The organism is Pseudomonas boreofloridensis (genome assembly GCF_030580795.1).
Taxonomy (GTDB): Bacteria; Pseudomonadota; Gammaproteobacteria; order Pseudomonadales; family Pseudomonadaceae; genus Aquipseudomonas; species Aquipseudomonas boreofloridensis.
Genome location: NZ_JAUQOQ010000020.1, coordinates 52,702 through 78,670 on the forward strand (window position 1 = coordinate 52,702; position 25,969 = coordinate 78,670).

Consider the following 25,969-nt stretch of genomic DNA (forward strand, 5'->3'; position numbering starts at 1 on the left):
GGTGTAGCTCCCTTTTGGGCCTGTTGCGCCCGCCCCGTCGCCAGGGCGGGCTTGCCATCAGTTGGCGACGATGTTGACCAGCTTGCCCGGTACCACGATGACCTTGCGGATGGTCAGGCCATCGAGGAAGCGCAGGACGTTCTCGTTGTTGCGGGCGGCGTGTTCGATGTCTTCGCGGCTGGCAGTGGCCGGCATTTCCACCTGGCCGCGCAGCTTGCCGTTGACCTGCACCACCAGGGTGAGGCTGTCCTGCACCAAGGCGCTCTCGTCGACGGTTGGCCAGACGGCATCGATGACCGGCTGGGCATGGCCCAGGGCCTGCCACAGGACGTGCGAGAGGTGCGGCGTGATCGGTGCCAGCAGTAGTGTCACCGCTTCCAGGCCCTCGTGCAGCAGTGCACGGTCCTGCGCGGTGGCCTGCGGCGCTTTCTCCAGCACGTTCATCAGCGTCATCACCTGGGCGATGGCGGTGTTGAACTTGTGGAACTGGCCTACGTCGGTGCTCGCTTGCTTGATCGCCGCGTGGATGGCGCGGCGAATGACCTTCTGCGCATCGTCCAGCGCGGCGATGTCGAGGCTGCCCGGCAAACCTTGGGCGACATGGCCCTGGGCCAGACGCCAGACCCGGCGCAGGAAGCGGCTGGCGCCTTCGACGCCGGAGTCGGACCATTCCAGGCTCATGTCGGGTGGCGAGGCGAACATCATGAACAGGCGGCAGGTGTCGGCGCCGTAGGCGTCGATCATGGCCTGCGGGTCAACGCCATTGTTCTTCGACTTGGACATCTTCTCGGTGCCGCCGATTTCCACCGGCAGGCCATCGGTCTTCAGGCGTGCGCCGATGATCTTGGCCTTGGCATCGCGCTCGACTTCGACGTCGGCGGGATTGAACCAGTCCTTGCCACCGTTGCTGGCCACGCGGAAGTAGGTCTCGGCGACCACCATGCCTTGGGTCAGCAGGTTCTTGAACGGCTCGTTGGAGGTGACCAGGCCCTCGTCGCGCATCAGCTTGTGGAAGAAGCGCGCGTACAGCAGGTGCAGGATGGCGTGTTCGATACCGCCGATGTACTGATCGACCGGCAGCCAGTGGTTGGCCGCTTTCGGGTCGACCAGGCCTTGGTCGTAGTGCGGCGAGGCGTAGCGGGCGAAGTACCAGGACGACTCGACGAAAGTGTCCATGGTGTCGGTTTCACGCTTGGCCGGGCTGCCGCATTTCGGGCAGGTGCACGCGTAGAACTCGGGCAGGCGCGCCAGCGGCGAGCCGGCGCCGTCCGGCACCACGTCTTCGGGCAGGCGCACCGGCAGTTGGTCTTCCGGCACGGGCACGTCGCCGCAGGACGGGCAATGGATGATCGGGATCGGGCAGCCCCAGTAGCGCTGGCGGCTGATGCCCCAGTCGCGCAGGCGGAACTGGGTACGCGATTTGCCGAGTTCCTTGCGGATCAGGGCCGCTTCGATGGCGTCGAACGCGCCGGCGAAGTCCAGGCCGTCGAACTCGCCGGAGTTGATCAGCACACCGTGCTCACCGTAGGCGGCGTTCCATTCGGCGCCGACGTCATCACCGGCGCTGGTGCGCACCACTGCCTTGACCGGCAACTGGTACTTGCGGGCGAATTCGAAGTCGCGCTCGTCGTGTGCCGGGACAGCCATCACCGCGCCGTCGCCGTAGTGCATCAGCACGTAGTTGGCGACCCATACCGGCAGCTTCTCGCCGGTCAGTGGATGCTCGACCCGCAGGGAAGTGGCCATGCCCTTCTTCTCCTGGGTGGCCATGTCGGCCTCGGCGACGCTGCCGCTCTTGCACTCGTCGATGAACGCCTGCAGCGCCGGATTGCCCTGGGCGGCCTGGGTGGCCAGCGGGTGCTCGGCGGCGACGGCGACATAGGTGGCGCCCATCAGGGTATCGGGGCGGGTGGTGAAGACTTTCAGTGCACCGGACTGGCCGATGCTGGCCTGGTCGTAGGGGAACTGCACTTCCATGCCGCGCGACTTGCCGATCCAGTTGCGCTGCATGGTCTTGACCTGCTCGGGCCAGCCCGGCAGTTCGTCGAGGCTTTCCAGCAGTTCGTCGGCGTAGTCGGTGATGCGGAAGTAGTACATCGGGATTTCGCGCTTCTCGATCAGCGCGCCCGAACGCCAGCCGCGGCCGTCGATGACTTGCTCGTTGGCCAGCACGGTCTGGTCGGCCGGGTCCCAGTTCACGGTCCCGTTCTTGCGGTAGATCACGCCTTTTTCGAACAGGCGGGTGAACAGCCACTGCTCCCAGCGGTAGTAGTCCGGCTTGCAGGTGGTGACCTCACGCGACCAGTCGATGGCCAGGCCCAGGCTCTTGAGCTGGGTCTTCATGTAATCGATGTTTTCGTAGGTCCACTTGGCCGGCGCGACGTTGTTCTTCATCGCCGCGTTTTCCGCCGGCATGCCAAAGGCGTCCCAACCCATCGGTTGCAGGACGTTCTTGCCCAGCATGCGCTGGTAGCGGGCAATCACGTCGCCGATGGTGTAGTTGCGCACGTGGCCCATGTGTAGCTTGCCGCTCGGGTACGGGAACATCGACAGGCAGTAGTAGGTGTCCTGGCCTGGCTGTTCGGTCACAGCGAACGATTGTTGCTCGTCCCAGAAAGACTGGGCGGCGGCTTCGATATCACGGGGCTGGTATTGTTCGTGCATGGCTACTTTTAATGAGAGAGGGAGACCTTGTTTCCAGGCAGCGCAACCTCGCTGCGTCCGGCACTCCGGTGGCGGTGAGAGTGAACGGCCTAGCATACATGAGCGCCGCGCGTTCGGGGAAACGCTGAATGCGATTGGCGCGGCGCGCTCCGTTTGTCGCGACGGGCAGCTGCTTTGCGCAGCGCCGCTAAGCTGTTCGGAGGGGGAAGATATTCTGACCTTCAATGAGGTGAACGATGGGAGAGTCGCAGCTAACCGCAATCAAACCCGAGCTCTATGAGCGCCTGATCGACCGGCTGGGCCTGGCCTTGGAAGTGGCCAGGACATCCGCCGGCTTGCGTGATGAAATACCCGCCGAACTGGAACTGCGAGACCTCAGCCCGGCGGAGTTCCGGGTGATCAAGGCCTATCTGGACCGCCTTCCCGAGCACCGCTCCGCCCGCGCTGGCAGCGGTGCGTCGGCAGACGCCGGGCGCGGCAAGATCGTCTGGCTCAAGGATCGAAAGCGCCCCGCGTCGGTGTCCGGGTCCAGGAAGCAAACGGCCCGCTAGTGGGCCTGCACCGGTGATTTGGCCACCTTGGCGATCGGGGCCGGGCACTTGTTGCCCGGCCCCGTTGCTTTTAGGCTGCACGCCTTGCCGGAGGTGTGCATGCCGATTCGATTCTTCATCAAACAATGGTTGATGCCGCCAGGGCTGCTGCTGTTGCTGCTCGTGGCCGGCTGGTGGTTGCGCAGACGCCGGCCACGGGTGGCGGCGTTGTGTTTCGCCCTCGGACTGGGTGGGTTGTGGCTGATGAGCCTGCCGCTGGTGGTGCAGGAGTCGGCCCGAGTGCTGGAGACCGAGGCGCCGCTGGCGCCGCAGGAGTGGGCAACGCTGTCCCGGCGCGCCGATGCCATCGTCATTCTCGGTGCCGGGCGTGAACGTGGCGATCCGGCCTGGGGCGGTGACGATCAGCCCAGCCCTTCGGCGCTGGAGCGCATGCGTTACGCGGCGCAGTTGGCCAAGGCCTCGGGCCTGCCGGTGTTGACCAGTGGTGGACTGCACTACGGTACGCCGCCGAGCGAGGCGCAGTTGATGGCGCAGCGTCTGCAAGCCGATTTCGGCGTGAACGTGACCTGGAAGGAAGAGGCCAGTCGCACCACGTGGGAAAACGCCCGCTTCAGTGCCCAAGTGTTGCAACCGCTGGGCATCCGGCGCGTGGTCGTGGTGACCCAGGCCTGGCACATGCCGCGTTCGCGCTGGAGCTTCGAGCAGGTCGGGTTCGAGGTGGTACCGGCGCCAGTGGGCTTCCTTGGCGCCGATCACGCGCGGCCATTCGCCGGGCTGCTGCCGGAGAGCCGGGCGATGTGGCAGAACGGGCAGTTGCTCAATGAGGCCGTCGGGCTGGTGGGGTATCGGTTGTTCTACTGATTCGCTGTCCCTGTAGAGGCGGCGCAGCGCCGTTTCTACAGGGACGATAGGCGATGCTCACGCGGTCTTGGCGATGCGCCCGGCCAGCAGCGCCCAGCCCATCAGCAGCAGGCAGATGATCGCCAGCGGCCATGAGCGCCATTGCAGATACGGCGTGAGCTGCTGCATGGGCACTACCTCGCCGTACAGGATTGCCTGCTGGAACTGCGGGATCTGCGTGGTGATCTTGCCGAACGGGTCGATCAGCGCGGTAACACCGTTGTTGGTGGCGCGGATCATCCAGCGACCGGCCTCCAGAGCGCGCATCTGCGCCATCTGCAGGTGCTGCAACGGCCCGATCGAGGTGCCGAACCAGGTGTCGTTGCTGATGGTCAGCAGCAGGTCGCTGCGCGCGGCCAGGCCTGCGGCGAACTCGGGATAGACCACTTCGTAGCAGATGTACGGCGCGATCTGATAGCCCTTGGCCTGGAGCAGTGGCTGGTCATCAGGCCCGCGGGCGAAGTCGGACATCGGCAGATTGAAGAACTCAATCAGCCCGCGCAGCATGTCTTGCAGCGGCACGTACTCGCCGAACGGCACCAGCTTCTGCTTGAGGTAGGTGCCATCGCCTTCGCCGGTGACGGTGATGCCGTTGAAGTAGCGGCGCTGCTGGTGCACCACCTGACGCACTGGTACGCCGGTGATCAGCGCCGAATGACGGTCCGCGGCGAAGCTGCCCATCATGTCGATGTAGCCTTGCGCCTGATCCTTGAGCACCGGCACCGCCGTTTCCGGCCACACCACGATGTCGGCCGGCTGCGAGCGCAAGGTCATGTCTCGGTACAGCGCCAGCTGCGCGTTGACGTGGGCCGGGTCCCATTTCACTTCCTGCTCGACGTTGCCCTGAACGGCGGCGACTTTCAGCGGGTCGCCGGCCGGGCGGGTCCAGGCGTGGCCTTTCAGGCCCAGGCCAAGCACCCAGGGCGCTATCAGCAGCACTGCGCCGACAGCGAAGAACGAAGGGCGTGTGCGCAGGCGCGACAGGTTGCACAGCAATGCTGCCGACAGCGCCAGGGCAAAGGAGATCAGCCACACGCCGCCCAGCGGTGCCAGGCCGGCCAGCGGGCCGTCGAGTTGGCTGTAGCCGGCGTAGAGCCAGGGGAAGCCGGTGAGGAACCAGCCGCGGAAGGCTTCCTGCAACAGCCACAAGGCGGCGAAGCACAAGGCATCGGCCAGCGGCGCCTCGGTGCGGCGCAGCCAGCGCGCCCAGAGCCAGGCTGGCAGGGCGAAGAACCAGGCGATGGCGGCGAAGAACGCCACCAGCAGCAGGGTGGCCAGCAGCGGCGAGGCACCGCCGTAGGTGTTGATGCTGACGTAGATCCAGCTGGTGCCGGCGCCATACAGGCCGAAGCCGTAGCACCAGCCGCGCCCCAGTGCCTGGCGCGGGCTGAGCTCGCGCAGGCCGAGGTAGAACAGCATGATCGACAGCAGCGCGATCGGCCACAGATCGAACGGCGCCAGGGCCAGCGACGTGGAGGCGCCGGCCACCAAGGCCAGCAGGTTACCGGGCCAGCCGGGGCGGGTGATCCAGCGCATGGTCGTCCTTAACGGGTGATCGGGGTCAGGCGCAGCAGGTGCACGCGGCGGCTGTCGGCGTTGAGAATGCGGAAGCGGTAGGCGCCGATTTCAGTGGTCTCGTTGCGCTTGGGCAGGTGGCCGAAGGCGCTCATGACCAGGCCGCCGACGGTGTCGAACTCATCGTCCGAGAACGCGCTGTCGAAGAACGCATTGAAGTTCTCGATGGGGGTCAGGGCCTTGACCAGGAAGTCGCCGCTGGGCAGCGGCTTGATGTAGCTGTCTTCCTCGACGTCGTGCTCGTCCTCGATGTCGCCGACGATCTGTTCGAGCACGTCCTCGATGGTGACCAGCCCGGCCACGCCGCCGTATTCGTCGATGACCACGGCCATGTGGTTGTGGTTGGCGCGGAATTCGCGCAGCAGCACGTTCAGCCGCTTGGACTCGGGCACGAAGGTGGCCGGACGCAGCAGGTCCTTGATGTTGAAGCTGTCGCCGTTCTCCTTGAGGATCAGCGGCAGCAGGTCCTTGGCCAGCAGGATGCCGAGCACATCGTCATGGCTCTCGCCGATCACCGGGTAGCGCGAGTGCGCGGCGTCGATCACCGCCGGCAGGAATTCGCGAGGCGACTGGCTGGCCTTGATGCTGATCATCTGCGAGCGCGGCACCATGATGTCGCGCACCTGCAGGTCGGCGACCTGGATGGCGCCTTCGACGATGGTCAGCGCTTCGCTGTCGAGCAGCTTGTTCTGATGGGCTTCGCGCAGCAGCTCGAGAAGCTCCTGGCGGTTTTTCGGCTCATGGGCAAAAGCCTGGGTCAGCTTACCCAGCCAAGACTTTTGCCCGTTGCTCGATCGATCTTCGCTCATGGCGGTGTACTCGTGGTCCTTGCAATGGTCAGTGGGTGATTGAATCGGTGTCGTCGTCGGCGTAGGGGTCGGGATGACCCAGTTCGGCCAGCAATTGGCGTTCCAGCGCTTCCATTTCCTCGGCCTCATCGTCGTCGATGTGGTCGTAGCCCAGCAGGTGCAGGCAGCCGTGGATCACCAGGTGCGCCCAGTGCGCCTCCAGCGACTTGCCTTGTTCGGCGGCCTCGCGCTCGACGACGGGTACGCAGATCACCAGGTCGCCGAGCAAGGGAATATCCAGCAGTTCGTCGGGCACGTCAGCCGGGAAGGACAACACGTTGGTTGCGTAGTCCTTGTGCCGGTAGGTGTGATTGAGCGCACGGCCTTCGTCTTCCTCGACCAGGCGAATGGTCATTTCCGAGTCGGCGCTGCGCTGGCGCAGGGCCAGTTCGCACCAGCGGCGGAAGGCGGCGGCGTCTGGCGCCGCCGCCTCGGTGGCCCGTTGCAGGTCGAGTTCAAGCATCGTGGCCGCGCGCCTCGGGCTTGGCCTGAGCGGCCTCGAAACGGTCGTAGGCTTCGACGATGCGCTGCACCAGTGGGTGACGTACCACGTCCTTGGGCTGGAAGTGCGTGAAGCTGATGCCGGGTACATCCTTGAGCACGTCGATGACGTGGGCCAGGCCCGACTTGGTGCCACGCGGCAGGTCGACCTGAGTGATGTCACCGGTGATCACCGCCGTGGAGCCGAAGCCGATACGGGTGAGGAACATCTTCATCTGTTCCAGGGTGGTGTTCTGGCTTTCGTCGAGGATGATGAAGCTGTTGTTCAGCGTGCGGCCGCGCATGTAGGCCAGCGGGGCGATCTCGATCACCTGGCGCTCGATCAGCTTGGCCACGTGCTCGAAGCCGAGCATTTCATACAGGGCGTCGTACAGCGGGCGCAGGTAGGGGTCGATCTTCTGTGCCAGGTCGCCTGGCAGGAAGCCGAGCTTTTCGCCGGCCTCGACCGCCGGACGCACCAGCAGGATACGGCGCACCTGCTCGCGTTCCAGGGCATCGACGGCACACGCCACGGCCAGGTAGGTCTTGCCGGTACCGGCCGGGCCGATGCCGAAGTTGATGTCGTTGGCCAGGATTTCCTTGACGTAGCGCTGCTGGTTGGCGCCGCGCGGACGAATGTTGCCCTTGCGCGTGCGCAGCGAGACGCTGACTTCGTTGACGGCGGGATTGTCGATGTTCTCCACGGCCGATTCCTGGAGATAGAGGTGGACCGTTTCCGGCGACAGCTCGATGGCCTTGGTCTCGCGGTAGAGACGGCGCAGCAGTTGTTCGGCGGCGGAGGTGGTCTTAGGTTCGCCGATCAGCTCGAACTGATTGCCGCGGTTGCGGATCTCGATGGCCAGGCGTTGTTCGATCAGGCGCAGATGCGCGTCGAACTGGCCGCACAAGTTGGCGAAACGGTGGGCCTCGAAGGGTTCGAGGGTGAAACGATGGGGTTGTATGGGTGCGTTCAAGGTCGGTTCAAGGCGCTCGACGAAGGATGTGAAACGAAGAATAACCCTTGATCGGCGGTGGCGAAAGCTCTGAAACGATCAAGGGTATGGCGCACTGTGGCAGAGGTATCTGACCGTTGCGCGACAGATCGGTTGCACGCGCGCTGCTCAAGGCAGTGGCGAGAACGGCGTGCGGCCTTCGGCGCTCTGCAGCTCCAGCAGGTACTTGCGGAAGATCTGACCCAGTACCTGGGTAGCGTGTTCCAGTTCTTCTCGCGACATCTGCTCGGTCACCTCGTCGGCCAGGTCCAGGGCGTCTTCGGCGCCGTTGACCGCGGCAATCTTGAGCAGGATGTAGGCCTGGACGTGATTGGCCTGGACCCCTTCACCGCGCATGAACATGCCGCCCAGGCGGTACTGGGCCTGGGCGTGCCCCTGCAGCGAGGCTTTTTCGAACCAGTTCAGGGCCTTGTTCAGGTCCTTGGGGGCTTGGTTGCCGCTGTAGTAGAACTCGCCGAGTTCGTACTGCGCCTGGGCATCGCCGGCCTCGGCACTCTGCGCGCAGGCGTTGAGTGCGTTCTCCAGGTCTTGCGGCTGGGCGTTGAGAGTGCAGCGGCCCGTCGCTGGAATCAGCAACGAATTGCCGCCCTCTGCCAGGGCCAGCAGGGGCTGAAGAAGCAACAGGCAGCCCAGCGTCAGGGCACGGCCGGTGCGGTTCATGGGGATCGACTTACCTCTGCAAAGCTGCGGCCAATGTCGTTGATGGCACATTATGGGATAAGCAGCGCCTACCTTACAAAGTTTTACTCTAATTTATCTGAGCACAAAGACATCGGCCGCCGGTGCCTGGACCATCGTGCCTGACGCCCACTGGGGAAGAGGGCGCCAAGCGGGGGGACGATGCCGTTTATTTCAGCGCCGCGAAGGCCTTTTCCGCCGCATCCAGGGTGATCTTCAACTCGGCTTCGCCGTGGGCGATGGAGGTGAAGCCCGCCTCGAACGCGCTTGGCGCCAGGTACACGCCGCCGTCGAGCATCAGGTGGAAGAAGCGCTTGAAGCGCTCGGCGTCGCTGGCCATGACGTCGTCGAAGGTAACGATGTCGTCGGCCCCGCTGAAGTACAGGCCGAACATCGCACCCGCCTGCGTGGTGACGAACGGGATGCCGGCGGCATCGGCGCGCTGCTGCAGGCCGTCGAGCATGCGGCTGGTGAAGGCCGTCAGTTCGTCGTGGAAGCCCGGACGGCTGATCAGCTTCAGGGTGGTCAGGCCGGCGGCCATGGCCAGCGGGTTGCCCGACAGGGTGCCGGCCTGGTAGACCGGGCCGAGCGGGGCGATGCAGCCCATGATCTCGCGCTTGCCGCCGAAGCAGCCGACCGGCATGCCGCCGCCGACGATCTTGCCGAAGGTGGAGAGGTCCGGCGTGATGCCGTAATGGCCTTGGGCGCCGCCGAGCGAGACGCGGAAGCCGGTCATCACTTCATCGAAGATCAACACCACGCCATGCTGGTCGCACAGGCTGCGCAGGCCTTCGAGGAAGCCTGCGGCCGGGGGCACGCAGTTCATGTTGCCGGCCACCGGCTCGACGATGATGCAGGCCACGCTCTGGCCAACGTCGGCCAGGGTCTTTTCGACGGCGGCCAGGTCGTTGAAGGGCAGGGTCAGGGTGTGCTTGGCGAAGTCCGCCGGCACCCCGGCCGAGCTCGGCACGCCCTGGGTCAGCAGGCCGGAACCGGCCTTGACCAGCAGGCTGTCGGAGTGACCGTGGTAGCAGCCTTCGAACTTGATGATCGCGTCGCGGCCGGTGTAGCCACGGGCCAGGCGAATGGCGCTCATGGTCGCTTCTGTGCCGGAGCTGACCATGCGCACCATCTCCATCGACGGCACCAGCGAGCAGACCAGGTCGGCCATCTCGGTTTCCATGGCGGTCGGGGCGCCGTACGACAGGCCGTGCTCCAACTGACGGCGCACCGCGTCGAGCACCTGCGGATGGCCGTGGCCGAGGATCATCGGGCCCCAGGAACCGACGTAGTCGACGTAGCGCTTGTCGTCTTCATCCACCACATAGGCGCCTTCGGCGTGCTTGAAGAACAGCGGCGTGCCGCCGACGCTCTTGAACGCGCGAACGGGCGAGTTGACGCCCCCGGGAATGTGTTTCTGGGCTTGGGCGAACAGTGTTTCGGAACGGGACATGGGATCGTCTCTCGAAGTCAGCAAGCGAACAAAGCATTGAAGGCGCGGGCGCGGCGGGTCACTTCCTGCGCGCTGTCGGCACCGAACAGGCCGTGGATCACCGCCAGCAGGTCGGCGCCATGGGCGACCAGCGCGGCGGCGTTGTCGAGGGTGATGCCGCCGATCACGGCGATCGGCAGCGTGAGCTGGGCGCGGGCCTGGCCGATCAGCTCGAGGCTGGCAGCCGGAGCGCCGGGCTTGGTCTGGGAATTGAAGAAGCGGCCGAAGGCCACGTAGCTGGCGCCTTCGGCGGCGGCCTGCTCGGCCAGCGCCAGGCTGGCGTGGCAGGTGGAGCCGATGATGGCCTGGCGCCCTAGCAGGGCACGGGCCGGGGTCAGCGGACCGTCGGTCTGCCCCAGGTGCACGCCGACGCCCAGGCGCGCCGCCAGTTCGGCGTCGTCATTGATGATCAGCGCCGTACCGTAGCGCTCGCACAGCCTCATCAGGGCCTCTGCCTCGCGCAGGCGGCGTGCGGTGTCGTCGCCCTTGTCGCGGTATTGCAGCAGGCAGACGCCGCCTTCCAGGGCCGCTTCGACGTGCGCCAGAAAGCGCCCGGCGAGCAATTGGCTGTCAGTGATGGCATACAGGCCACGTAGCTTCATGGGACGGCCCTCGTGTCAGTGGCAGAAATCCAGGGGCAGGCGCCGTGGCACGTACTGGCCGCGACCCAGTCGCTCGGCGTCGCGCAGGGTGCGCCAGGTGTAGTCCAGAGCGCTGCGCACGGCGCTGACCAGTTCCTCGCCCAGGGCCAGGCGTCCGGCCAGGGCGCTGGCCAGGGTGCAGCCCGAACCGTGGTAGCTGCCGGGCAGGCGTTGGCAGGTCCAGGTGTGCTGCTGGCCGCTGCGGCTGTACAGACGGTTGTGGATCTCTACTTCGTCGCCATGGCCGCCGGTGATCAGCAGATGCTCGCAGAACGGCAGGAGTTTCTCCGCGCAGTCGTCGGCGCTGCCAGACGGCAGGTCGGCGAGGATGCGCGCCTCGGGCAGGTTCGGCGTGGCGATGGTGGCCCGGGGCAGCAGGCGCTCGCGCAGGGCGTAGCCCACTTCATCCTTGCCCAGTCGACCGCCGCCACCGGCGCGCAGCACCGGGTCGCAGACCAACGGCACGTGCGGGTGAGCGGCGAGCAGTTCGGCGACGGTGTCGACCATCTCGATCGAGCCGAGCATGCCCAGCTTGACCGCCGCCACGGGCGAATCGGCCAGCACCGCATTGGCCTGCGCCAGTACCCACTGGCGGTCGAGCACGCGGAAGTCGGACACATCGACGGTATCCTGCACGGTCAGGGCGGTCACGGCCGGTGCGGCGTGACAGCCCTGGGCGATCAGGGCTTCGATATCTGCCTGCAGACCGGCGCCGCCACTGGGGTCGTGGCCGGAAAGACAGAGGACAACGGGACGGGAGCTGTAGGTATTCATGGTCGGCGAGCTTACCACCAAAGCGTTCATAACGGATTCGCTGGTGAGGTAGACAGCCACTGGCGCTGCCCGCGATCCCGTCGGAAACGGCGGTTTCGTCCCTTTGCCTGCCCCGCGATGAGTGCTTCACTGAGGTTTCCAGGCCACCGCGCACCCAGGAGCCTTCGATGAACCTGCATCAGTACGCCGAAACCCACGAAGTCACCAACCAGCCCCCTTCGCTGGACGGCGCCAACCTGTATCGCCTCGACCTGCCGCTGCAGCAATGGTCAAGCCGCTTCGGCGCGGGCTGGGCACACGCGCGCATCGACGCCTATGGCGCGCTGGCCGGCGGGCCGCTGATGGCCGCAGGCTTCCTGGCCAATGCGCATGCGCCGCAGTTCAGCAGCCATGACCGCTACGGTCATCGCATCGACCTGGTGGAATTCCATCCCGCCTACCACGAGCTGATGCGCACCGCCATCGAGCACGGCCTGCCCTCGCTGCCGTGGGCCGAACCGCGTCCTGGCGCGCACGTGGCCCGCGCGTCGATGACCTACCTGCACAGCCAGGCCGAGGCGGGCAGCGGCTGTCCGCTGACCATGACCTTTGCAGCGGTACCCGCGCTGCGCCTGCAACCGGAACTGGCCGAGTACTGGCTGCCCAAGGTGCTGGCCCGCGAGTACGACCCGCGCAATGTCGGCGACCGGCATAAAGCCGGGGTGACCTTGGGCATGGCCATGACCGAAAAGCAGGGCGGCACCGATGTGCGCGCCAACACCACCCGCGCCTACCCCGTGGGCGCGTCTGGACCAGGGCAGGCCTATGAACTGGTCGGCCACAAGTGGTTCTGTTCGGCGCCGATGTGCGACGCCTTCCTTACCCTGGCGCAGACCGAGCGCGGCCTGAGTTGCTTCCTGCTGCCGCGCCATCGGCCGGACGACCAGCGCAACCAGTTCTATATCCAGCGCTTGAAAAACAAGCTGGGCAACCAGTCCAATGCCTCCAGCGAAGTGGAGTTTCGCGGCGCCCTGGCCTGGATGATCGGCGAGGAAGGGCGCGGCGTGCCGACCATCATCGAGATGGTCGCCATGACCCGTTTCGACTGCATGGTCGGCTCCAGTGCCTTGATGCGCCAGGCGCTGACCCAGGCCACGCATCACTGCGCCCACCGCAAGGTCGGCGGCAAGCGGCTCAGCGAGCAACCGTTGATGCAGAACGTGCTCGCCGACCTGGCGCTGGAGAGCGAGGCGGCGCTGGCCCTGAGCCTGCGCATGGGTCAGGCCCTGGACCAGTTGGACGACCCGCAGCAGGCGCATTTTGCCCGCCTGGTCACGGCGGTGGGCAAGTACTGGATCTGCAAGCGCGCGCCGGGAATGATCAACGAGGCCGCCGAGTGCCTGGGCGGCGCCGGTTATGTCGAGGACAGCATCCTCCCGCGCCTGTACCGCGAGGCACCGGTCAACTCCACCTGGGAAGGCTCGGGCAACGTGCAGTGCCTGGACGTGCTGCGGGCGCTGTCCAAGGAGCCGGGCGTGCTCGATGCGCTGTTCGTCGAGCTGGGCGACGGTCATGGCGACCCGCGCCTGGCCGCGCACATCGGCAACCTCAAGGGTGCGCTGGCCGACAGCGGCGACATCCAGTACCGCGCCCGGCAACTGACCGAAGACATCGCCGTGGCGCTGCAGGCCAAGCTGTTGCTGGAGGCGGGCAATACCACGGTCAGCGATGCCTTCATCGGCAGCCGTCTGGGCAGCAGCGGCCGTGTGTACGGCGCGCTGCCGCGTGGCATCGATGTGCTCGCGCTGATGGAGCGGGCGACGCCGATGTGAATGTTGCGCTTTTCTCGACTGGGCCGCTGCCACAGATGAATTTGCAATGGATCGCAGGCAAGATGGTCTGCATGCATGAGTCCAAGACAGGAAGCCCAGCGTGAGCCAAGCGTTTGTAGTCGTTGATACCCCCGAACAGGCCGTCGACCGTCTGGCGGCCCTGCATGAACAAGCCACCAGTGCCCTCAGCCAGGCCCTGAAGCGTTACCTCAAGGACCGTACCGAGCCGGATGAGGCGCAGCGCGCGCAGTTCCGCTACCCGGCCATTCGCCTGACCTACTTCAGCCAGGGCGAAGTCGCCGCCACCACGCGCGCCTATGCCAAGGTCCAGGTGGCCGGCACCTACAGCGTCACCGTCACCCAGCCGGCGGCCTTCCGCAGCTACCTGCTCGAACAGCTGCGCCCGTTGATGCATGACTACACGGTGACCGTGGAAGTCGGCGTCAGCGAGCAGAACATTCCCTATCCCTATGTGGTCGACCAGGGCGATGAACTGGCCGGCAGCGGCATCACCGCCGCCACCCTGGCGCGGGTATTCCCCAGCACCGACCTGTCCGCGGCCACCGACAACATTGCCGACGGGCTGTACGACTGGGAGAGCGCCGAAACCCTGCCGCTGGCACTGTTCGACGCTGCGCGCACGGATTTCTCCCTGCGCCGGCTGGTGCATTACACCGGCAGCGACTGGCGCCACATGCAGCCGTGGATTCTGCTGACCAACTACCACCGCTACGTCGATCAATTCATTGCCCACGGCCTGGAGCAACTGCACCAGGATCCGCGCTTCGTGCGCATGGTCCTGCCGGGCAACGTGGTCATCGAAAAGGGCATGGACAACGGCGAAGCCCAGGCCCTGGTCGCTGGCGTGGTCTGGCACCGCTACCAGATGCCGGCCTACCACCTGATCGCGGCCGACGGCGACGGCATCACCCTGGTCAACATCGGCGTTGGTCCGTCCAATGCCAAGAACATCACCGACCATCTGGCCGTGCTGCGGCCGCACTGCTGGCTGATGATCGGCCACTGCGGCGGCCTGCGCCAATCGCAGACCATCGGCGACTACGTGCTGGCCCACGCCTACATGCGCCGCGACGGTATTCTCGACCGCGTGGTGCCGCCGAACATTCCCATCCCGGCCCTGGCCGAGGTGCAGTTGGCGCTGCAGGAAGCGGCGGCGCAGGTCACTGGCGAACGCGGCGAGCAATTGAAGAAGCGCCTGCGCACCGGCACCGTGCTGACCTACGACGACCGCAACTGGGAGCTGCGTTGGGCCCAGGAGCGGCCATTGATCAACCTGTCGCGCGCCGTGGCGGTGGACATGGAAAGCGGCACCATCGCCGCCCAGGGTTATCGACTGCGGGTGCCTTACGGCACCTTGCTGTGCGTCTCCGACAAGCCGCTGCACAGCGAGATCAAGCTGCCGGGCTCGGCCAATGCGTTCTACAACCGCGCCGTCAGCCAGCACCTGAAGATCGGCATCGCCGCCCTCGACCTGCTGCGCACCGAGCTGGACACGCTGCACTCGCGTAAACTGCGCAGTTTCGACGAGCCGCCGTTCCGCTGAGGACCCATGCCCCTGCCTCCCCGCTCCAAACCGCGCCGCCCGGCGGCGCGTCCTACCGGCCCCCGGCGCCCGCCCAAGGCGCCACCGGCCGAACCGCGCCTGATCCTGTTCAACAAGCCGTTCGACGTGCTCACCCAGTTCAGCGACGACCAGGGGCGCGCCACGCTCAAGGACTTCATCGACCTCCCCGGTATCTATCCGGCTGGGCGGCTGGACCGCGACAGCGAGGGTCTGCTGCTGCTGACCAACGACGGCCAGTTGCAAGCGCGCATCGCCGATCCTCGGCACAAGTTGCCCAAGACGTACTGGGTGCAGGTGGAAGGTGAGCCGAGCGCCGAGCAGTTGCAGCGTCTGCGCCAAGGCGTGGAACTCAACGACGGTATGACTCTGCCCGCCGAGGCCCGCCCGCTGGACGAGCCGACGCTGTGGCCGCGCAACCCGCCGGTGCGCTTTCGCAAGAGCGTGCCGACGGCGTGGCTGGAGCTGGTGATTCGCGAAGGCCGCAACCGTCAGGTACGGCGGATGACGGCAGCGGTGGGGTTGCCCACTTTGCGCCTGGTGCGAGTGCGCATCGGCGACTGGACGCTGGATGGGTTGGAGCAGGGGTGTTGGCGCGAGGTGCCGGCGAAGCTGTAGGCGCGCGGCTCGCTGGCAGGCCCGCTCCAGGTACTACACGCCTTCGATGAAGCCCACCACCACGCTCTTGATGATGAACGCCATCACCCCGAGGCCGAGCACGAAGAACAGGATCAGCGTCCCGAAGCGTCCGGCCTTGGACTTCTTCGCCAGGTCCCAGACGATGAAGCCCATGAAGCCGATCAGCACGCTGACCAGCACGATCATCATCCATTCTTCGAATACCGCGGGGTCCATCGTTCGGCTCCTGTCAGTCAGAGCGCCCGATCATACGCCGCCCTCGGCAGGATTCAACGCAGGTGGGTCAATGGCATCTCGGTACTGGCCAGTACCTGGTTGAGCACGAAGCTCGAGCGCACGCTGGTGACGCCTTCGATACGGGTCAGGCTGCCCAGCAGCAGCTTCTGGTAATGGTCCATGTCCGGGACCACCACCTTGAGCTGATAGTCCGCGTCCATGCCGGTGACGAGGCTGCATTCCAGGACTTGGGGCAGGCTGCGGATGGCGGCTTCGAAGGTCTCGAAGCGCTCGGGGGTGTGGCGATCCATGCCGATCAACACGTAGGCGGTGAGGCTCAAGCCGAGCTTCTTGCGATCGAGCAGCGCCACCTGGCGCGAGATATAGCCGTCGTCTTCGAGCTGCTTGACCCGTCGCGAGCAGGGCGAGGGCGACAAGCCGATGCGCTCGGCCAGTTCCTGGTTGGAAATGCGGGCGTCACGCTGCAATTCGGCGAGGATGCTCAGGTCGTAGCGGTCAAGCTTGCTCATGGACAATGCCTTTTCTGTTCGGATTGCGGCGAATTATCGATCCTGAGTGAAAAATTGCGCAAGTGCTATTTATCACCGCAATCTTCGCAATCCTGTGCCGGTCCCGATCCTCTATCGTTACCCACAGAATCACTGCCCGGACTCATGTCCACAGCGACGCGCCTCAAGCGGGCGGTCGCGGCCAGCCATCCCATCGGATCAACTGGCCCCCGGGCTGCGCAGGGTCCAGAAGACCTGGCGAGGTGAGCCGACGCCACAAGCGTCGAGCACGGACGACAATTCCCGAGGGGAGGCCGACTGGCCTCCCTTTTTTATTGTCTGAACCTCACCTGCGCGGCGGGTTAGACTGCGCGGACCAAGCAGCAGCGCTAGCGAGAGGAATCATATGAGGTCGCGCATCGGGCAGTGGGCGGTAATCGGGGTGCTGGGCATGGGCATCAGCCTGGGCGCACTGGCCATCGGACCGGGCGACGCGCCCGGCAGGCCTGCTCCGCCCGATCCCAATGGGCCGGGCGTGCCCAGTTCGCCCCTGAACTCGCGCGACGAAGTGCGCCAGACCGAACCGCCGCGTCCCGGTTACTACCAGGACATTCCGCGCCGCCCCGGCGATTACCGTCGCTGGGAAGCCGGCGGTCCGGGCCAGCGCCCCGGCGGCGACTGGCACGGCAGGCCCGACGGCCATGGCGATGGCTGGGGGCCAGGCCCACAGTACCGCCCCGGCTACACCACCGATCGCTTCCCCGAGCGCTACCGGCGAGTGCCGTATCGCGGTCAGGACTACTACTATTCCGGCGGCTACTGGTATCGCCCCCACGGCGGCGACTACATCGTGGTGCGCCCGCCGTATGGCCTGAGGGTCGACGCGCTGCCGTCCTACGCCCAGGAGGTCTGGCTCAGTGGGCTGTTGTATTTCCTGGTCGCCGACACCTACTACCAGTACCAGCCCGACCGCCAGGACTATGTGGTGGTCAACCCGACGGCGCCGGCCTACGCCCCGCCACCTGAACCCCAGCCCGGCGGCGGTTACGACGTGATCGCCTATCCGGCCAATGGCCAAGGCCCGCAGCAGCAGGAGCAGGACCGCTACCACTGTCATCGCTGGGCGGTCAGCCAGTCCGGCTTCGACCCGGCCACGGCCAGCAGCGCCCCGCCGCCCGGTGTGGCTAATGACTATCGCCGCTCGCTGGCGGCGTGCCTGAGCGGACGGGGTTACAGCGTCAACTGAAGCGCGCGGCGTTACACCGGGTCGGCATGCACCATCACATCGGCTCGCGGATAACCCTCACGGATCGCCGCCGAGGCTTGCACGCATAGCGCGTGCGCCTCGTGCAGCGGTAGCTCGCCGGGCAGTTCCAGGTGCAGTTGCACGAACCAGTGACTGCCCGACATGCGCGTGCGCAGGTCATGCACGCCCTGCACACCGGGGATCGCCAGCGCCAGCGCCTGCATGCGCTCGACCACCTCGCCGGGCAACTCCTGGTCCATCAGGATCGAGGTGCTCTCGCGGGCGATCTGCACCGCGCTCCAGAGGATGTACAGCGCAATGGCCAGGCCGAAGATCGCATCCAACTGCGGCCAGCCGAAGCGGGCCAGCAGCAGGGCCAGCAGAATGCTGCTGTTGAGCAGCAAGTCGGACCGATAATGCAGCGAATCGGCACGCACCGCCGTGGAGCCGGTGACGCGGATGACTTTGCGCTGAAAGGCCAGCAGCGCCACGGTCAGCACCAGCGACAGCAGCATCACCGCAATGCCAGCACCGGTATCGCCCAGCGGCTGCGGCGATTGCAGGCGTTCTACCGCCTGCAGGCCGATGAGCACGGCACTGACCGCGATGAACAGCGCCTGAGCCATGCCGGCCAGTGCTTCGGCCTTGCCGTGGCCGAAGCGGTGGTCGTCGTCGGCCGGGCGCAAGGCGTAATGCACCGCGAGCAAGTTGAGGAACGAGGCCACGGCATCGAGCATGGAATCGGTGAGACCGGCCAGCAGGCTCACCGAGCCGCTCATCCACCAGGCCACGGCCTTGGCCAGGACCAGGATACTGGCCACCGACAGCGAGGCGCGGGTGACCAGGCGCAGCAGGCGTTGATGTTCGGCGTTGGTGGTCATGGACAGGCCTCGGACGGGAAGGGATCAGGCGGCGGGCACCAGGCCGAAGGCGGCCAGTTGCTCGACGCTGCCGCGGTGCTGGATCAGGCGCGGGTCGTCCAGCGGCAGGCGCTGGCCCAGTTCGCTTTCGAGGATGGCCTGCAGCTTGAGCTTGTCGACATTACCCTGGGCATCGACGGCGGGCTTGAGTTTGGCCGGGTCGATCTGCGCGGTCTTACCGCCGGGGTAGTAGATGGCGCCGGTGGCGAAGTCGACGCCGAAGGCGATCAGGCCGGGCAGCACCCAGAACAGGATGCCGATGGCGTCCATGACCGCGACCACCGGGTCGATCTTGCCTTCGATCTGGCCACGACGGTCGGGATAAATGATAGTGCCGCACGCCGTCATTTGAGTCAGCAGCGCCGCGATGAGGGCGCCGCCGATGATGCGGGAAGGGATGCGCATGGGAATCTCCGGAAAGAGGACAACGGGAACCTGGCCGATCAGCGTCGGCCTGCAATCAGACCATGCCGCCGCCATTTCGGTTCGCCGTTATACCTGCTCGCTCCAGGTAGAGCCACCGCGATTGTGTGACCGTTTGCTCGAGGGGTGTCGCGCCACCCGGCAGGGACGGCGCGACGGTTTCATCAGGTAGGACGGGTGCTGGTTTGTCCTTCGTCAGCGGGCGTGCCTTGAGTAGTGGCCTGACCGCGTTCTGCCAACTCGATCGGGTCGGGAGTGGCCGTTTTTTTCGAGCCTGACACCTTGTCCTTGATTGCATCGCTGACCACGTTGAGCCCAGCCACGACGCTTTGCGGACCGAGCTGACTCACGCCGCGGCTCACGTGGTAAGCATTCTCCAGCGTGCGCCGCACGCCGGGGGGCTGGGTGTGGGGAAGCGAGTCGCGGTCTGGATGGAGAATGTTCTGCACCGGAACGCTGGCCCGCAAGGCGAGTTTGTCCTCACCGTGCAGGGCCTTGTTCTCCAGAGGCGCCGCCACACTGTTGGCGAAGAAGGGCTGCAGCGTCAGGCCCGAGGAGACAAAGGTACTGATCACCATCACCATCTTTTCCACATCGCCGGGTTTCTCGGTCATGCCCGTCGCGGCGACGATCGCTGCTGCGGCTGATTTCAATTGCGCAAGGGCGGCATCCCCGACGCCCGTGCGCATCCCGATCCCAGGGAACGCGCCGACGATACGGTTGATCAGGTCGCTCAAGTTGGCAGTATCGGTTGGGTTGAGTTTGCCCAGCACATCGCGCAGCGTCTCGGGCATCACCTCGCCCCAGTCCTTGGTCTGCTGGGTCACTCGGTAGGTGGGAATGCGTTCGTCGCCATGGGTCTGGGCGTACTTCGCCACCGCCTGGCCGCCGGCCATGAAGGTGCCGCCTGCGGCCGACGCGAGCGAGCGTGCGCCGATGCCCGTGGTGGTCAGCGACGTGTATTGATTCAACAGTTCACGCAGGGCATGGGCGGTGCCGAAGGCCAGGTAGCCGGCGAAATCGCCGCTCATGGTGCCGAAATTGTTGGCGTTCTGCAGACGCTTGAAGTCCTTGCGCTGGTCTGCCCGGGTAGTGTCCTGGCGGGCGAAATCGGGGTTGGCGACGCGTCGCCCGTCTACGCTGATGTCTTTCAATGGCGTGGGGTACACGGACATTGGATCGACCTTGACCATGGTTCTGCCAATGGTTTTGTCGACCGACGCCTGGACGAACGGACGGATGCCGTCGCTGATGAGCTTGTGTGAACCGCCCAGCACCGCCGAGGTGGCCGCGATGTGATTGATGAAGGGCTCATCGGCCATTCGTTCATCGATCGCCGATGTGCTGGCGCCGAAGTGCCCCGCTGACGCGACGCCCTGGGGGATTCCCGCGCCGAGGAACACTGCCGCACCGATGAGCAGGCCGGAGTGGGCCTTGAGGTCCTTGATCGTGTCCTCGCGTGCGACGTTCTTCAGGGCGTTATCCAGGCCCTCGTTGGCCTTCGTCGCCTGGGCGAGTGGGATCGAGGTGTGTGGTTGGTCTTCTTCCGTCTTGCTGATGAATCCTTGCAGTTCCCTGCCTACGGCCTGCAGTTGGGTCAGTTCGTGGCGCGTACGTTCCTGCGCTTCTTTGCTCAATGTCGGGTCGTTCGCCGTCGTCTGCGCATGCTCGATACGGCTTGTCAGGAAGATGCCAAGGCGCTCGGGCATGTCTTTGCTCATGTCCTTGACCACCCCTTTGGCGTAGCCACGAAACGCCTCGTGACTGCGGGTCAAGTGTGGCAGGTCGGCGGGGTTCTCGTTGTGCTTTATCACTTCCTCGCACAACGTGTGGTAGGCCCCCAGGGTGTCGCCTACTCGCGCGCAGTGGGCATCCCAGACCGCCGTGAAACCACCGTCCTTGTCTCGTTGCTCCTGAGGTTTGAGCAGGAAGGCGGTGAAGTCTTGGCTGAAGGCCCGGGCTTCATCGTGGCCCGACAACATCGGGTGCGGCCGGCCGCCCATCCCGGCCAGTTCCCGGTGCAAGTCCTGGTAAGGGGTATCTGCGGCCACCTCGAGCGCCATGCCTTCGAGCTTCATGCATTGATGGGCAAAAGCCAGCGGCGTGTTGGCCAGGCTCTGCTCGGTCAGCGAGGCGATCACAGGATGAAGTTCGCTTCGCTTGCTCTGCAGCGCTTGCGACGGCGCGCGCGTCAGTGCGCCGAGATGAAAGGGCACCAATGCTCTGGAGGAGGTCGTGACATCCCGAATGGGCGGGGCCGTGGTGATCGCATCGTCCTGTTGCTGGCGCTGGACCGCCAGGCTCTGGCTTACGGATAAATCTGCCATGGTGTCTCTCCTAGTTCGACAACGCGTGGGTGAAGCCTGCTGGGCGTCTGCCGGTTTTCGGCGCCTGGGCAGCGTTGGCCGGTGGCGCGGCCTGGGGGCCGTCCAGGAAGTAGCCGTTGCGCCAGTTCAGCGCCATGTCGGCGATACCGCCCATCAGGCCGAGCAGGTGTTCGGCGGTGAGGGTTTCCAGCGGCACGTGGCCGATCAGCGTCACCTCCTGGTTGTCGCTGTTGTAGGCCAAGGACGGGCAGAACGGCCCGCTGAGCAGGTACAGGTTGGTTTCCAGCAGCCGTTGCAGCACCGCTTCGCGGTGGGCGGTGGGCAGCGGTCCGAAGCTGGCGTAGATGAACACGTCACCCTCGCCCACGCTGGGGGTGTGCTTCAGGGAAAAGTCGACCGCCTTGATCGACAGGTTGGCGTGTTCATAGAACGCGGATGGACTGGGAATCATCGTCAGTGCACAGAGCTGATCGATCAGCCTGCAATAGGAAGGTGCCGCCATGAGTGACCTCGTGTCGTCAGGCAGGCGCGGGAGGCACCTGCTGCTGGTGAGTGACCCCTGCGAGCTTTCGGTTCCGGGCACTTCGTCGCGTCGCCAGGTGGGGAACCGCCGGGCCGCTCTCGGCCACCCATGGGCGCCACCTCATTCAAGGTTGACCGCCCATGTCCCGTTCACCTTCACCGCGCTCGGTCTGCACAGGGCTCTCCCTGCTGGCCATGGCGACTGTGCTGTCCGGCTGCCAGCACCTCGAACCGCAGCTGACCATCGGCGACCGGTTCGCCAACGAGCCCTACCGCTCCCAGCTACGCTGGCGCACGCCCGCGCCGACCGACACGCTGGTGCACATCGCGCAACGCTCGCCGCACAGCGACGGCAGCCTGTGGGCACGCATGCGCCAGGGTTTTTCGCTGCAGCCCGAGACCGATGGCGTGGCGCGGGTCGATGCGCAGCGCCGCTGGCTGATCGAGCGTCCGGGGTTTCTCACCCAGACCGGGCGCGCCGGCAGCCGCTACCTGCACTTCATCGTCGGCGAACTGAGCAAGCGCAACATGCCGCTGGAGTTGGCGCTGTTGCCCGCCATCGAGAGCGGCTTCAACCCCAATGCGCAATCGCCCGCCCAGGCCATGGGCCTGTGGCAATTCATCCCGGCCACGGGAAGGCGCTATCGACTGGAGCAGCGGGCGGGCTACGACGAGCGTCGGGATATTCCAGCCTCCACCCGCGCCGCCCTGGATTACCTGTCCTACCTGCATGACTACTTCGAGGGCGACTGGCTGCTGGCCCTGGCCGCCTATAACGCAGGCGAAGGGCGCGTGCGCCAGGCCATCGAGCGCAATCGCGCCCGGGGGCTGGCGACCGGTTACTGGGACCTGGCGCTGCCTGGCGAGACGCAGAACTATGTGCCGCGGTTGCTGGCGCTGTCGCAGTTGGTCAATGCCCCAGCGGACTACGACATCGACCTGGAGCCCATCGCCGATCAGCCGTACTTCCAGATGCTTGCCCTGGCGCAACCGGTGGACCTGGCGCACCTGGCGCAACTGTCCGGTGTGCACGAGCGCGAACTGCGCATGCTCAACCCGACCGAGCGCGGGCGGGCCAGTGGACGCGTGCTGCTGCCCATGGCCGCGTCAGGTCGATTGACCGCGCAGCCGGACTTGATCGCCAGGGCCGCGCAACCCGGCGCGCTAAACCGCGAAGCGCCCGGGAGCGTCACCCCCGAGCGTGTCCCGGTCGGCCCGCAGGTCGCGCAGGCCGACGAACCGACGCTATAGACAGGCCGCCGCGACGCTGGCCAGGTGTCGGCCACGCGGGTCCATCAACACGTACGAGCCGATGGTATTGCAGGCGAAGCCAAACGACACACCGCGCTCCGGGTCGGCGAAACCGACGGTGCCACCGGCGCCCATGTGCCCGAACGCCTCGCGGCCCATGCCATAGCTGCCATTGGTCACCTGGGGCTGGTCGAGCATCACGCCCAGGCCGAAGCGCGCCGGTGTCTGCAGCGTGGGGTCGTACTCGGCGCTGTGCTCGCGCAGCATTTCATTGAGCATCGGCGATTCCAGCAAGCGGCCGTCGAGCAGGCCGGCGTAGAAGGTCGCCAGGCTGCGGGCATTGCCGTGGCCATTGGCCGCTGGCTGGGTCATGCGCTTCCAGCCCGGTTCGTTGCTGCGCCCCAGCAGCATCGGCGGGTTGGCGAAGGCCAGCGCGCTCATGGTCGTGGGTGCGTTGAGCACATCCTGCAGCACACGGGCGAAGGCCTCGTCGCAGATATCCTCGCGAGTCCGCGCCATGTACGCGCAGCGCGCCATGGTCGCCTCGTCCAGGCCGAGGTGGAAGTCCAGCCCCAGGGGCTCGGCCACCCGGCTGCAAATGCTCTGGGCGGGCGATACGCCGTCTACCCGACGCAGCAGCTCGCCCAGGATCCAACCGAACAGCAAGGGCGAATAGGTCTGCCGTTCGCCGGCGCCGGCCCAGGGCTGTTCCCCGGCTATCAGCTGCGCCATGGTGTCCCAGTCGTACAGGGTGTGTGACGCCAAGGGCGTGCGGATGGCCGGCAGCCCGGCGCGGTGGCACAGCACCTGGCGCAGGGTGATCGAGGCCTTGCCCGCGTCGGCGAACGACGGCCAGTACTGGCAGAGCGGGGCATCGAGGTCCAGTCGGCCTTCGCCCACCAGTTGCATGATGGCCACCGCCGTGAAGGGCTTGGTGCAGGAGAACAGATTGAGCAGGGTGTCCTGTTGCCACAGGCGCTCCGGCTCCGGCCCGGCCAGGCCGGCCCAGAGATCGATGACGGTTTCGCCGTCGACTTGCAGGCACAGGGCGGCGCCGCGCTCGAACGGGCTGTGCATCAGGGCGATGAAGGCCGCCCTGACCGGCTCGAAGCGCGGGTCGCAATGGCCATGGACTACGGGTGCGTGCGTCATGTCAGCTCCACAGATCGGCAAAGGTCTCCCTGAGTGAGCGCGGCGGTCGAATCGGTTCAGAGGCCTGTTCGAGAACCCGGCGAGGGATCTTTTCCGTGCACCCGGCCACTCAGGGACAACCCCCCTGTTCCCGGAGCTTGTCCATGGCCTACGCCTGTACCCTCGACTTCAACAGCGATGCCTTCCGCAGCGCGGCCTACCAGCACTACGCGACGCTGCGCGAGGCCGCGCCGGTGTTCCTCAGCCAGCCGCCGGGGCAGTTGCCGATCTGGTACGTCACCGGCGCGCAGGACGTGGAAACGGTGCTGCTCGACAGTGAACGCTTCGCCCGTGACCCGGCCCGCATCAGCCCGCAGTTCGCGGCGATGATGGGCGGCGATCAGTCCATCGCCTTTCTCAACGACCACATGCTCAACCGTGACGGGGAGCGCCACCGGCGTCTGCGTCGCTTGGTGAACAAAGCCTTTACGCTCAAGGCGGTCAACGCCATGCGCCCGCGCATCGAGCAGATTGCCGAGCGCTTGCTGGACCAGGCCGGGCCGAGCGGGCGTCTGGATGTGGTGAGCCAGTACGCGTTTCCCCTGTCGATCATCGTGATCGCCGAACTGCTCGGTGTCCCGGCCCAGGACCGGGACGATTTCCGCCGCTGGTCCCAGCTCATCGTCCAGCAGGTCGGGCATGACCTGAGCGAGTTGCAGCGTTGCTACGCCGAGTTCGCGAGCTACATGCTGGCCTTGATCGAGCAGCGCCGCGCCGCGCCCACCGACGACCTGGTGTCGGCGCTGGTGCAGGTCGAGGAGGACGGCAACGTGCTCAGCAGCAGCGAGCTGTGCAGCATGATCGCCCTGCTGATCGTCGCCGGGCATGAAACGGCGGCGTCGATGATCGGCAATGCGGTGTACCTGCTCCTGCGACATCCGCACACGCTGATTCAGTTGCGCGATTCGCCAGACTCGATGGCCAACGCGGTGGAGGAATTGCTGCGCTATGACTCGTCGGTGGAACGCGCCATGGTGCGCTTCGTCACCCAGGACACCGAGCTTGGCGGGCAACGCTTGCAGCGCGGTCAACTGTTGATGGCGGTGGTGGGATCGGCCAATCGCGACCCGGCGCTGTGTGCCCGGCCCGACATTCTGGATCTGACACGCCCAGCATGCCCGCACCTGGCGTTCGGCAAAGGCACCCACTATTGCCTGGGCGCCTCGCTGGCGCGTCAGGAGCTGGAGATCGCCTTGAACACCTTGCTCAGGCGCTGCCCAGGCCTGCAACTGGAGGGCACGCCCGAGAGCGTGCGCTGGCGCTACGTGCCGAACTTCCGCGGGCCGCAGGCCTTGCCGGTGCGCTGGTCGGTGGCCTGACGCCGTTGCCAGCGGCGAAGCAGAAAACCTGGGACCGCTGCGCGCGCCATCGCGACTCAAGGCCGCTCCTACAAGGGCCGGTGAGCTGCCAGACGTTGAGCAAGACAGTTGCGCCCTTAGCCTCTAGCGCTCGATGATCTCCCAATCTGTCTGACACCGCGCCGGCTGCGTGTGGGAGCGGCCTTGTGTCGCGATTGGACCGCGAAGCGGTCCCGAGGATGGCAGCGGTTAAGTAGAAAACCTGGGACCGCTGCGCGCTCCATCGCGACTCAAGGCCGCTCCTACAAGGGCCGGTGAGCTGCCAGAAGTTGAGCAAGACAGTTGCGCCCTTAGCCTCTAGCGCTCGATGATCTCCCAATCTGTCTGACACCGCGCCGGCTGCGTGTGGGAGCGGCCT

General features: G+C 66.0%; 24 protein-coding genes. 8 read left to right on the plus strand and 16 right to left on the minus strand.

Annotation, left to right across the window (positions count from 1 at the left end; translation table 11 throughout):
* Positions 1-57 precede the first annotated feature (57 nt).
* The gene (gene leuS, locus Q6A47_RS19930; protein WP_304485164.1) at positions 58-2,664 is read right to left on the minus strand and encodes a leucine--tRNA ligase; all 2,607 of its coding nucleotides are present in this window, start codon (positions 2,662-2,664) and stop codon (positions 58-60) included.
* A 236-nt stretch (positions 2,665-2,900) separates the two neighbouring features.
* Here leuS and Q6A47_RS19935 point away from each other — a divergent pair, with 236 nt between their 5' ends.
* Both Q6A47_RS19935 and Q6A47_RS19940 read left to right on the plus strand, forming a co-directional pair.
* Entirely contained in the window at positions 2,901-3,215 is a 315-nt protein-coding gene (locus Q6A47_RS19935; RefSeq protein ID WP_029611927.1) for a hypothetical protein, read from the plus strand.
* Between the two features lie 99 nt (positions 3,216-3,314).
* Positions 3,315-4,076: a YdcF family protein gene (locus tag Q6A47_RS19940; RefSeq protein ID WP_304485165.1), complete on the plus strand. Its 762-nt coding sequence runs from the start codon at positions 3,315-3,317 to the stop codon at positions 4,074-4,076.
* 57 nt (positions 4,077-4,133) lie between these two features.
* Here Q6A47_RS19940 and lnt read toward each other — a convergent pair whose 3' ends face one another.
* The 8 genes from lnt to Q6A47_RS19980 all read right to left on the minus strand — a co-directional run bounded on the left by lnt (position 4,134) and on the right by Q6A47_RS19980 (position 11,616).
* Positions 4,134-5,651 (minus strand): apolipoprotein N-acyltransferase, encoded by a 1,518-nt coding sequence (gene lnt, locus Q6A47_RS19945; RefSeq protein ID WP_304485166.1) that lies wholly within the window; start codon positions 5,649-5,651, stop codon positions 4,134-4,136.
* An 8-nt stretch (positions 5,652-5,659) separates the two neighbouring features.
* Positions 5,660-6,499, minus strand: a complete 840-nt coding sequence (locus Q6A47_RS19950) for a CorC family transporter (RefSeq protein WP_029611926.1) — start codon at positions 6,497-6,499, stop codon at positions 5,660-5,662.
* A 28-nt stretch (positions 6,500-6,527) separates the two neighbouring features.
* The gene (ybeY, locus tag Q6A47_RS19955) at positions 6,528-7,001 is read right to left on the minus strand and encodes an rRNA maturation RNase YbeY (protein ID WP_304485167.1); all 474 of its coding nucleotides are present in this window, start codon (positions 6,999-7,001) and stop codon (positions 6,528-6,530) included.
* Complete coding sequence (locus Q6A47_RS19960; protein ID WP_116889357.1) at positions 6,994-7,992, minus strand: PhoH family protein; 999 nt, start codon at positions 7,990-7,992, stop codon at positions 6,994-6,996. Before Q6A47_RS19960 ends, ybeY begins: the two co-directional genes overlap by 8 nt.
* 147 nt (positions 7,993-8,139) lie before the next feature.
* The gene (locus tag Q6A47_RS19965; RefSeq protein WP_029611925.1) at positions 8,140-8,691 is read right to left on the minus strand and encodes a tetratricopeptide repeat protein; all 552 of its coding nucleotides are present in this window, start codon (positions 8,689-8,691) and stop codon (positions 8,140-8,142) included.
* A gap of 187 nt (positions 8,692-8,878) precedes the next feature.
* Positions 8,879-10,162 carry a glutamate-1-semialdehyde 2,1-aminomutase gene (hemL, locus tag Q6A47_RS19970; RefSeq protein ID WP_039580571.1) on the minus strand — a complete coding sequence of 428 codons (1,284 nt, stop codon included), beginning with the start codon at positions 10,160-10,162 and terminating at the stop codon, positions 8,879-8,881.
* Between the two features lie 17 nt (positions 10,163-10,179).
* Positions 10,180-10,803, minus strand: coding sequence for a thiamine phosphate synthase (gene thiE, locus Q6A47_RS19975; RefSeq protein WP_116889355.1), 624 nt, complete (start codon positions 10,801-10,803; stop codon positions 10,180-10,182).
* A 15-nt stretch (positions 10,804-10,818) separates the two neighbouring features.
* Entirely contained in the window at positions 10,819-11,616 is a 798-nt protein-coding gene (locus Q6A47_RS19980; protein WP_039583283.1) for a hydroxymethylpyrimidine/phosphomethylpyrimidine kinase, read from the minus strand.
* Between the two features lie 167 nt (positions 11,617-11,783).
* On the opposite strand from Q6A47_RS19980, the gene Q6A47_RS19985 reads away from it, so the two are divergent.
* From Q6A47_RS19985 to Q6A47_RS19995, 3 genes are all read left to right on the plus strand, one after another.
* Positions 11,784-13,427 carry an acyl-CoA dehydrogenase family protein gene (locus tag Q6A47_RS19985; protein WP_304485168.1) on the plus strand — a complete coding sequence of 548 codons (1,644 nt, stop codon included), beginning with the start codon at positions 11,784-11,786 and terminating at the stop codon, positions 13,425-13,427.
* Between the two features lie 100 nt (positions 13,428-13,527).
* A complete protein-coding gene (gene amn, locus Q6A47_RS19990; protein WP_116889351.1) occupies positions 13,528-14,991 on the plus strand; it encodes an AMP nucleosidase in 1,464 nt (487 codons plus the stop codon).
* A 6-nt stretch (positions 14,992-14,997) separates the two neighbouring features.
* Positions 14,998-15,627, plus strand: a complete 630-nt coding sequence (locus Q6A47_RS19995) for a pseudouridine synthase (protein WP_039580560.1) — start codon at positions 14,998-15,000, stop codon at positions 15,625-15,627.
* Between the two features lie 33 nt (positions 15,628-15,660).
* On the opposite strand, the gene Q6A47_RS20000 is transcribed toward Q6A47_RS19995, so the two are convergent.
* Positions 15,661-15,864 carry a DUF2788 domain-containing protein gene (locus Q6A47_RS20000; protein ID WP_029611922.1) on the minus strand — a complete coding sequence of 68 codons (204 nt, stop codon included), beginning with the start codon at positions 15,862-15,864 and terminating at the stop codon, positions 15,661-15,663.
* 53 nt (positions 15,865-15,917) lie between these two features.
* On the minus strand, positions 15,918-16,394 hold the full coding sequence (locus tag Q6A47_RS20005; RefSeq protein WP_029611921.1) for an Lrp/AsnC family transcriptional regulator: 477 nt from the start codon (positions 16,392-16,394) through the stop codon (positions 15,918-15,920).
* A 385-nt stretch (positions 16,395-16,779) separates the two neighbouring features.
* Between Q6A47_RS20005 and Q6A47_RS20010 the strand changes: the two genes are divergently transcribed.
* Positions 16,780-17,619 (plus strand): DUF6515 family protein, encoded by an 840-nt coding sequence (locus Q6A47_RS20010; RefSeq protein WP_304485169.1) that lies wholly within the window; start codon positions 16,780-16,782, stop codon positions 17,617-17,619.
* Positions 17,620-17,630: 11 nt separating this feature from the next.
* Here Q6A47_RS20010 and Q6A47_RS20015 read toward each other — a convergent pair whose 3' ends face one another.
* The 4 genes from Q6A47_RS20015 to Q6A47_RS20030 form a co-directional block, all read right to left on the minus strand.
* Positions 17,631-18,500 (minus strand): cation diffusion facilitator family transporter, encoded by an 870-nt coding sequence (locus Q6A47_RS20015; protein WP_039580552.1) that lies wholly within the window; start codon positions 18,498-18,500, stop codon positions 17,631-17,633.
* A gap of 24 nt (positions 18,501-18,524) precedes the next feature.
* Positions 18,525-18,944: a periplasmic Zn2+ metallochaperone PmcY gene (pmcY, locus tag Q6A47_RS20020; protein ID WP_029611919.1), complete on the minus strand. Its 420-nt coding sequence runs from the start codon at positions 18,942-18,944 to the stop codon at positions 18,525-18,527.
* 182 nt (positions 18,945-19,126) lie between these two features.
* Entirely contained in the window at positions 19,127-21,289 is a 2,163-nt protein-coding gene (locus Q6A47_RS20025) for a type III effector (RefSeq protein WP_304485170.1), read from the minus strand.
* 10 nt (positions 21,290-21,299) lie between these two features.
* Positions 21,300-21,791: a type III secretion system chaperone family protein gene (locus Q6A47_RS20030; protein WP_029611918.1), complete on the minus strand. Its 492-nt coding sequence runs from the start codon at positions 21,789-21,791 to the stop codon at positions 21,300-21,302.
* Positions 21,792-21,952: 161 nt separating this feature from the next.
* Here Q6A47_RS20030 and Q6A47_RS20035 point away from each other — a divergent pair, with 161 nt between their 5' ends.
* Positions 21,953-23,062, plus strand: coding sequence for a transglycosylase SLT domain-containing protein (locus tag Q6A47_RS20035; RefSeq protein ID WP_304485171.1), 1,110 nt, complete (start codon positions 21,953-21,955; stop codon positions 23,060-23,062).
* Here Q6A47_RS20035 and Q6A47_RS20040 read toward each other — a convergent pair.
* Entirely contained in the window at positions 23,057-24,214 is a 1,158-nt protein-coding gene (locus Q6A47_RS20040; RefSeq protein WP_304485172.1) for a serine hydrolase domain-containing protein, read from the minus strand. The genes Q6A47_RS20035 and Q6A47_RS20040 overlap by 6 nt on opposite strands.
* 143 nt (positions 24,215-24,357) lie before the next feature.
* On the opposite strand from Q6A47_RS20040, the gene Q6A47_RS20045 reads away from it, so the two are divergent.
* Positions 24,358-25,572: a cytochrome P450 family protein gene (locus tag Q6A47_RS20045; RefSeq protein ID WP_304485173.1), complete on the plus strand. Its 1,215-nt coding sequence runs from the start codon at positions 24,358-24,360 to the stop codon at positions 25,570-25,572.
* Positions 25,573-25,969: the final 397 nt, after the last annotated feature.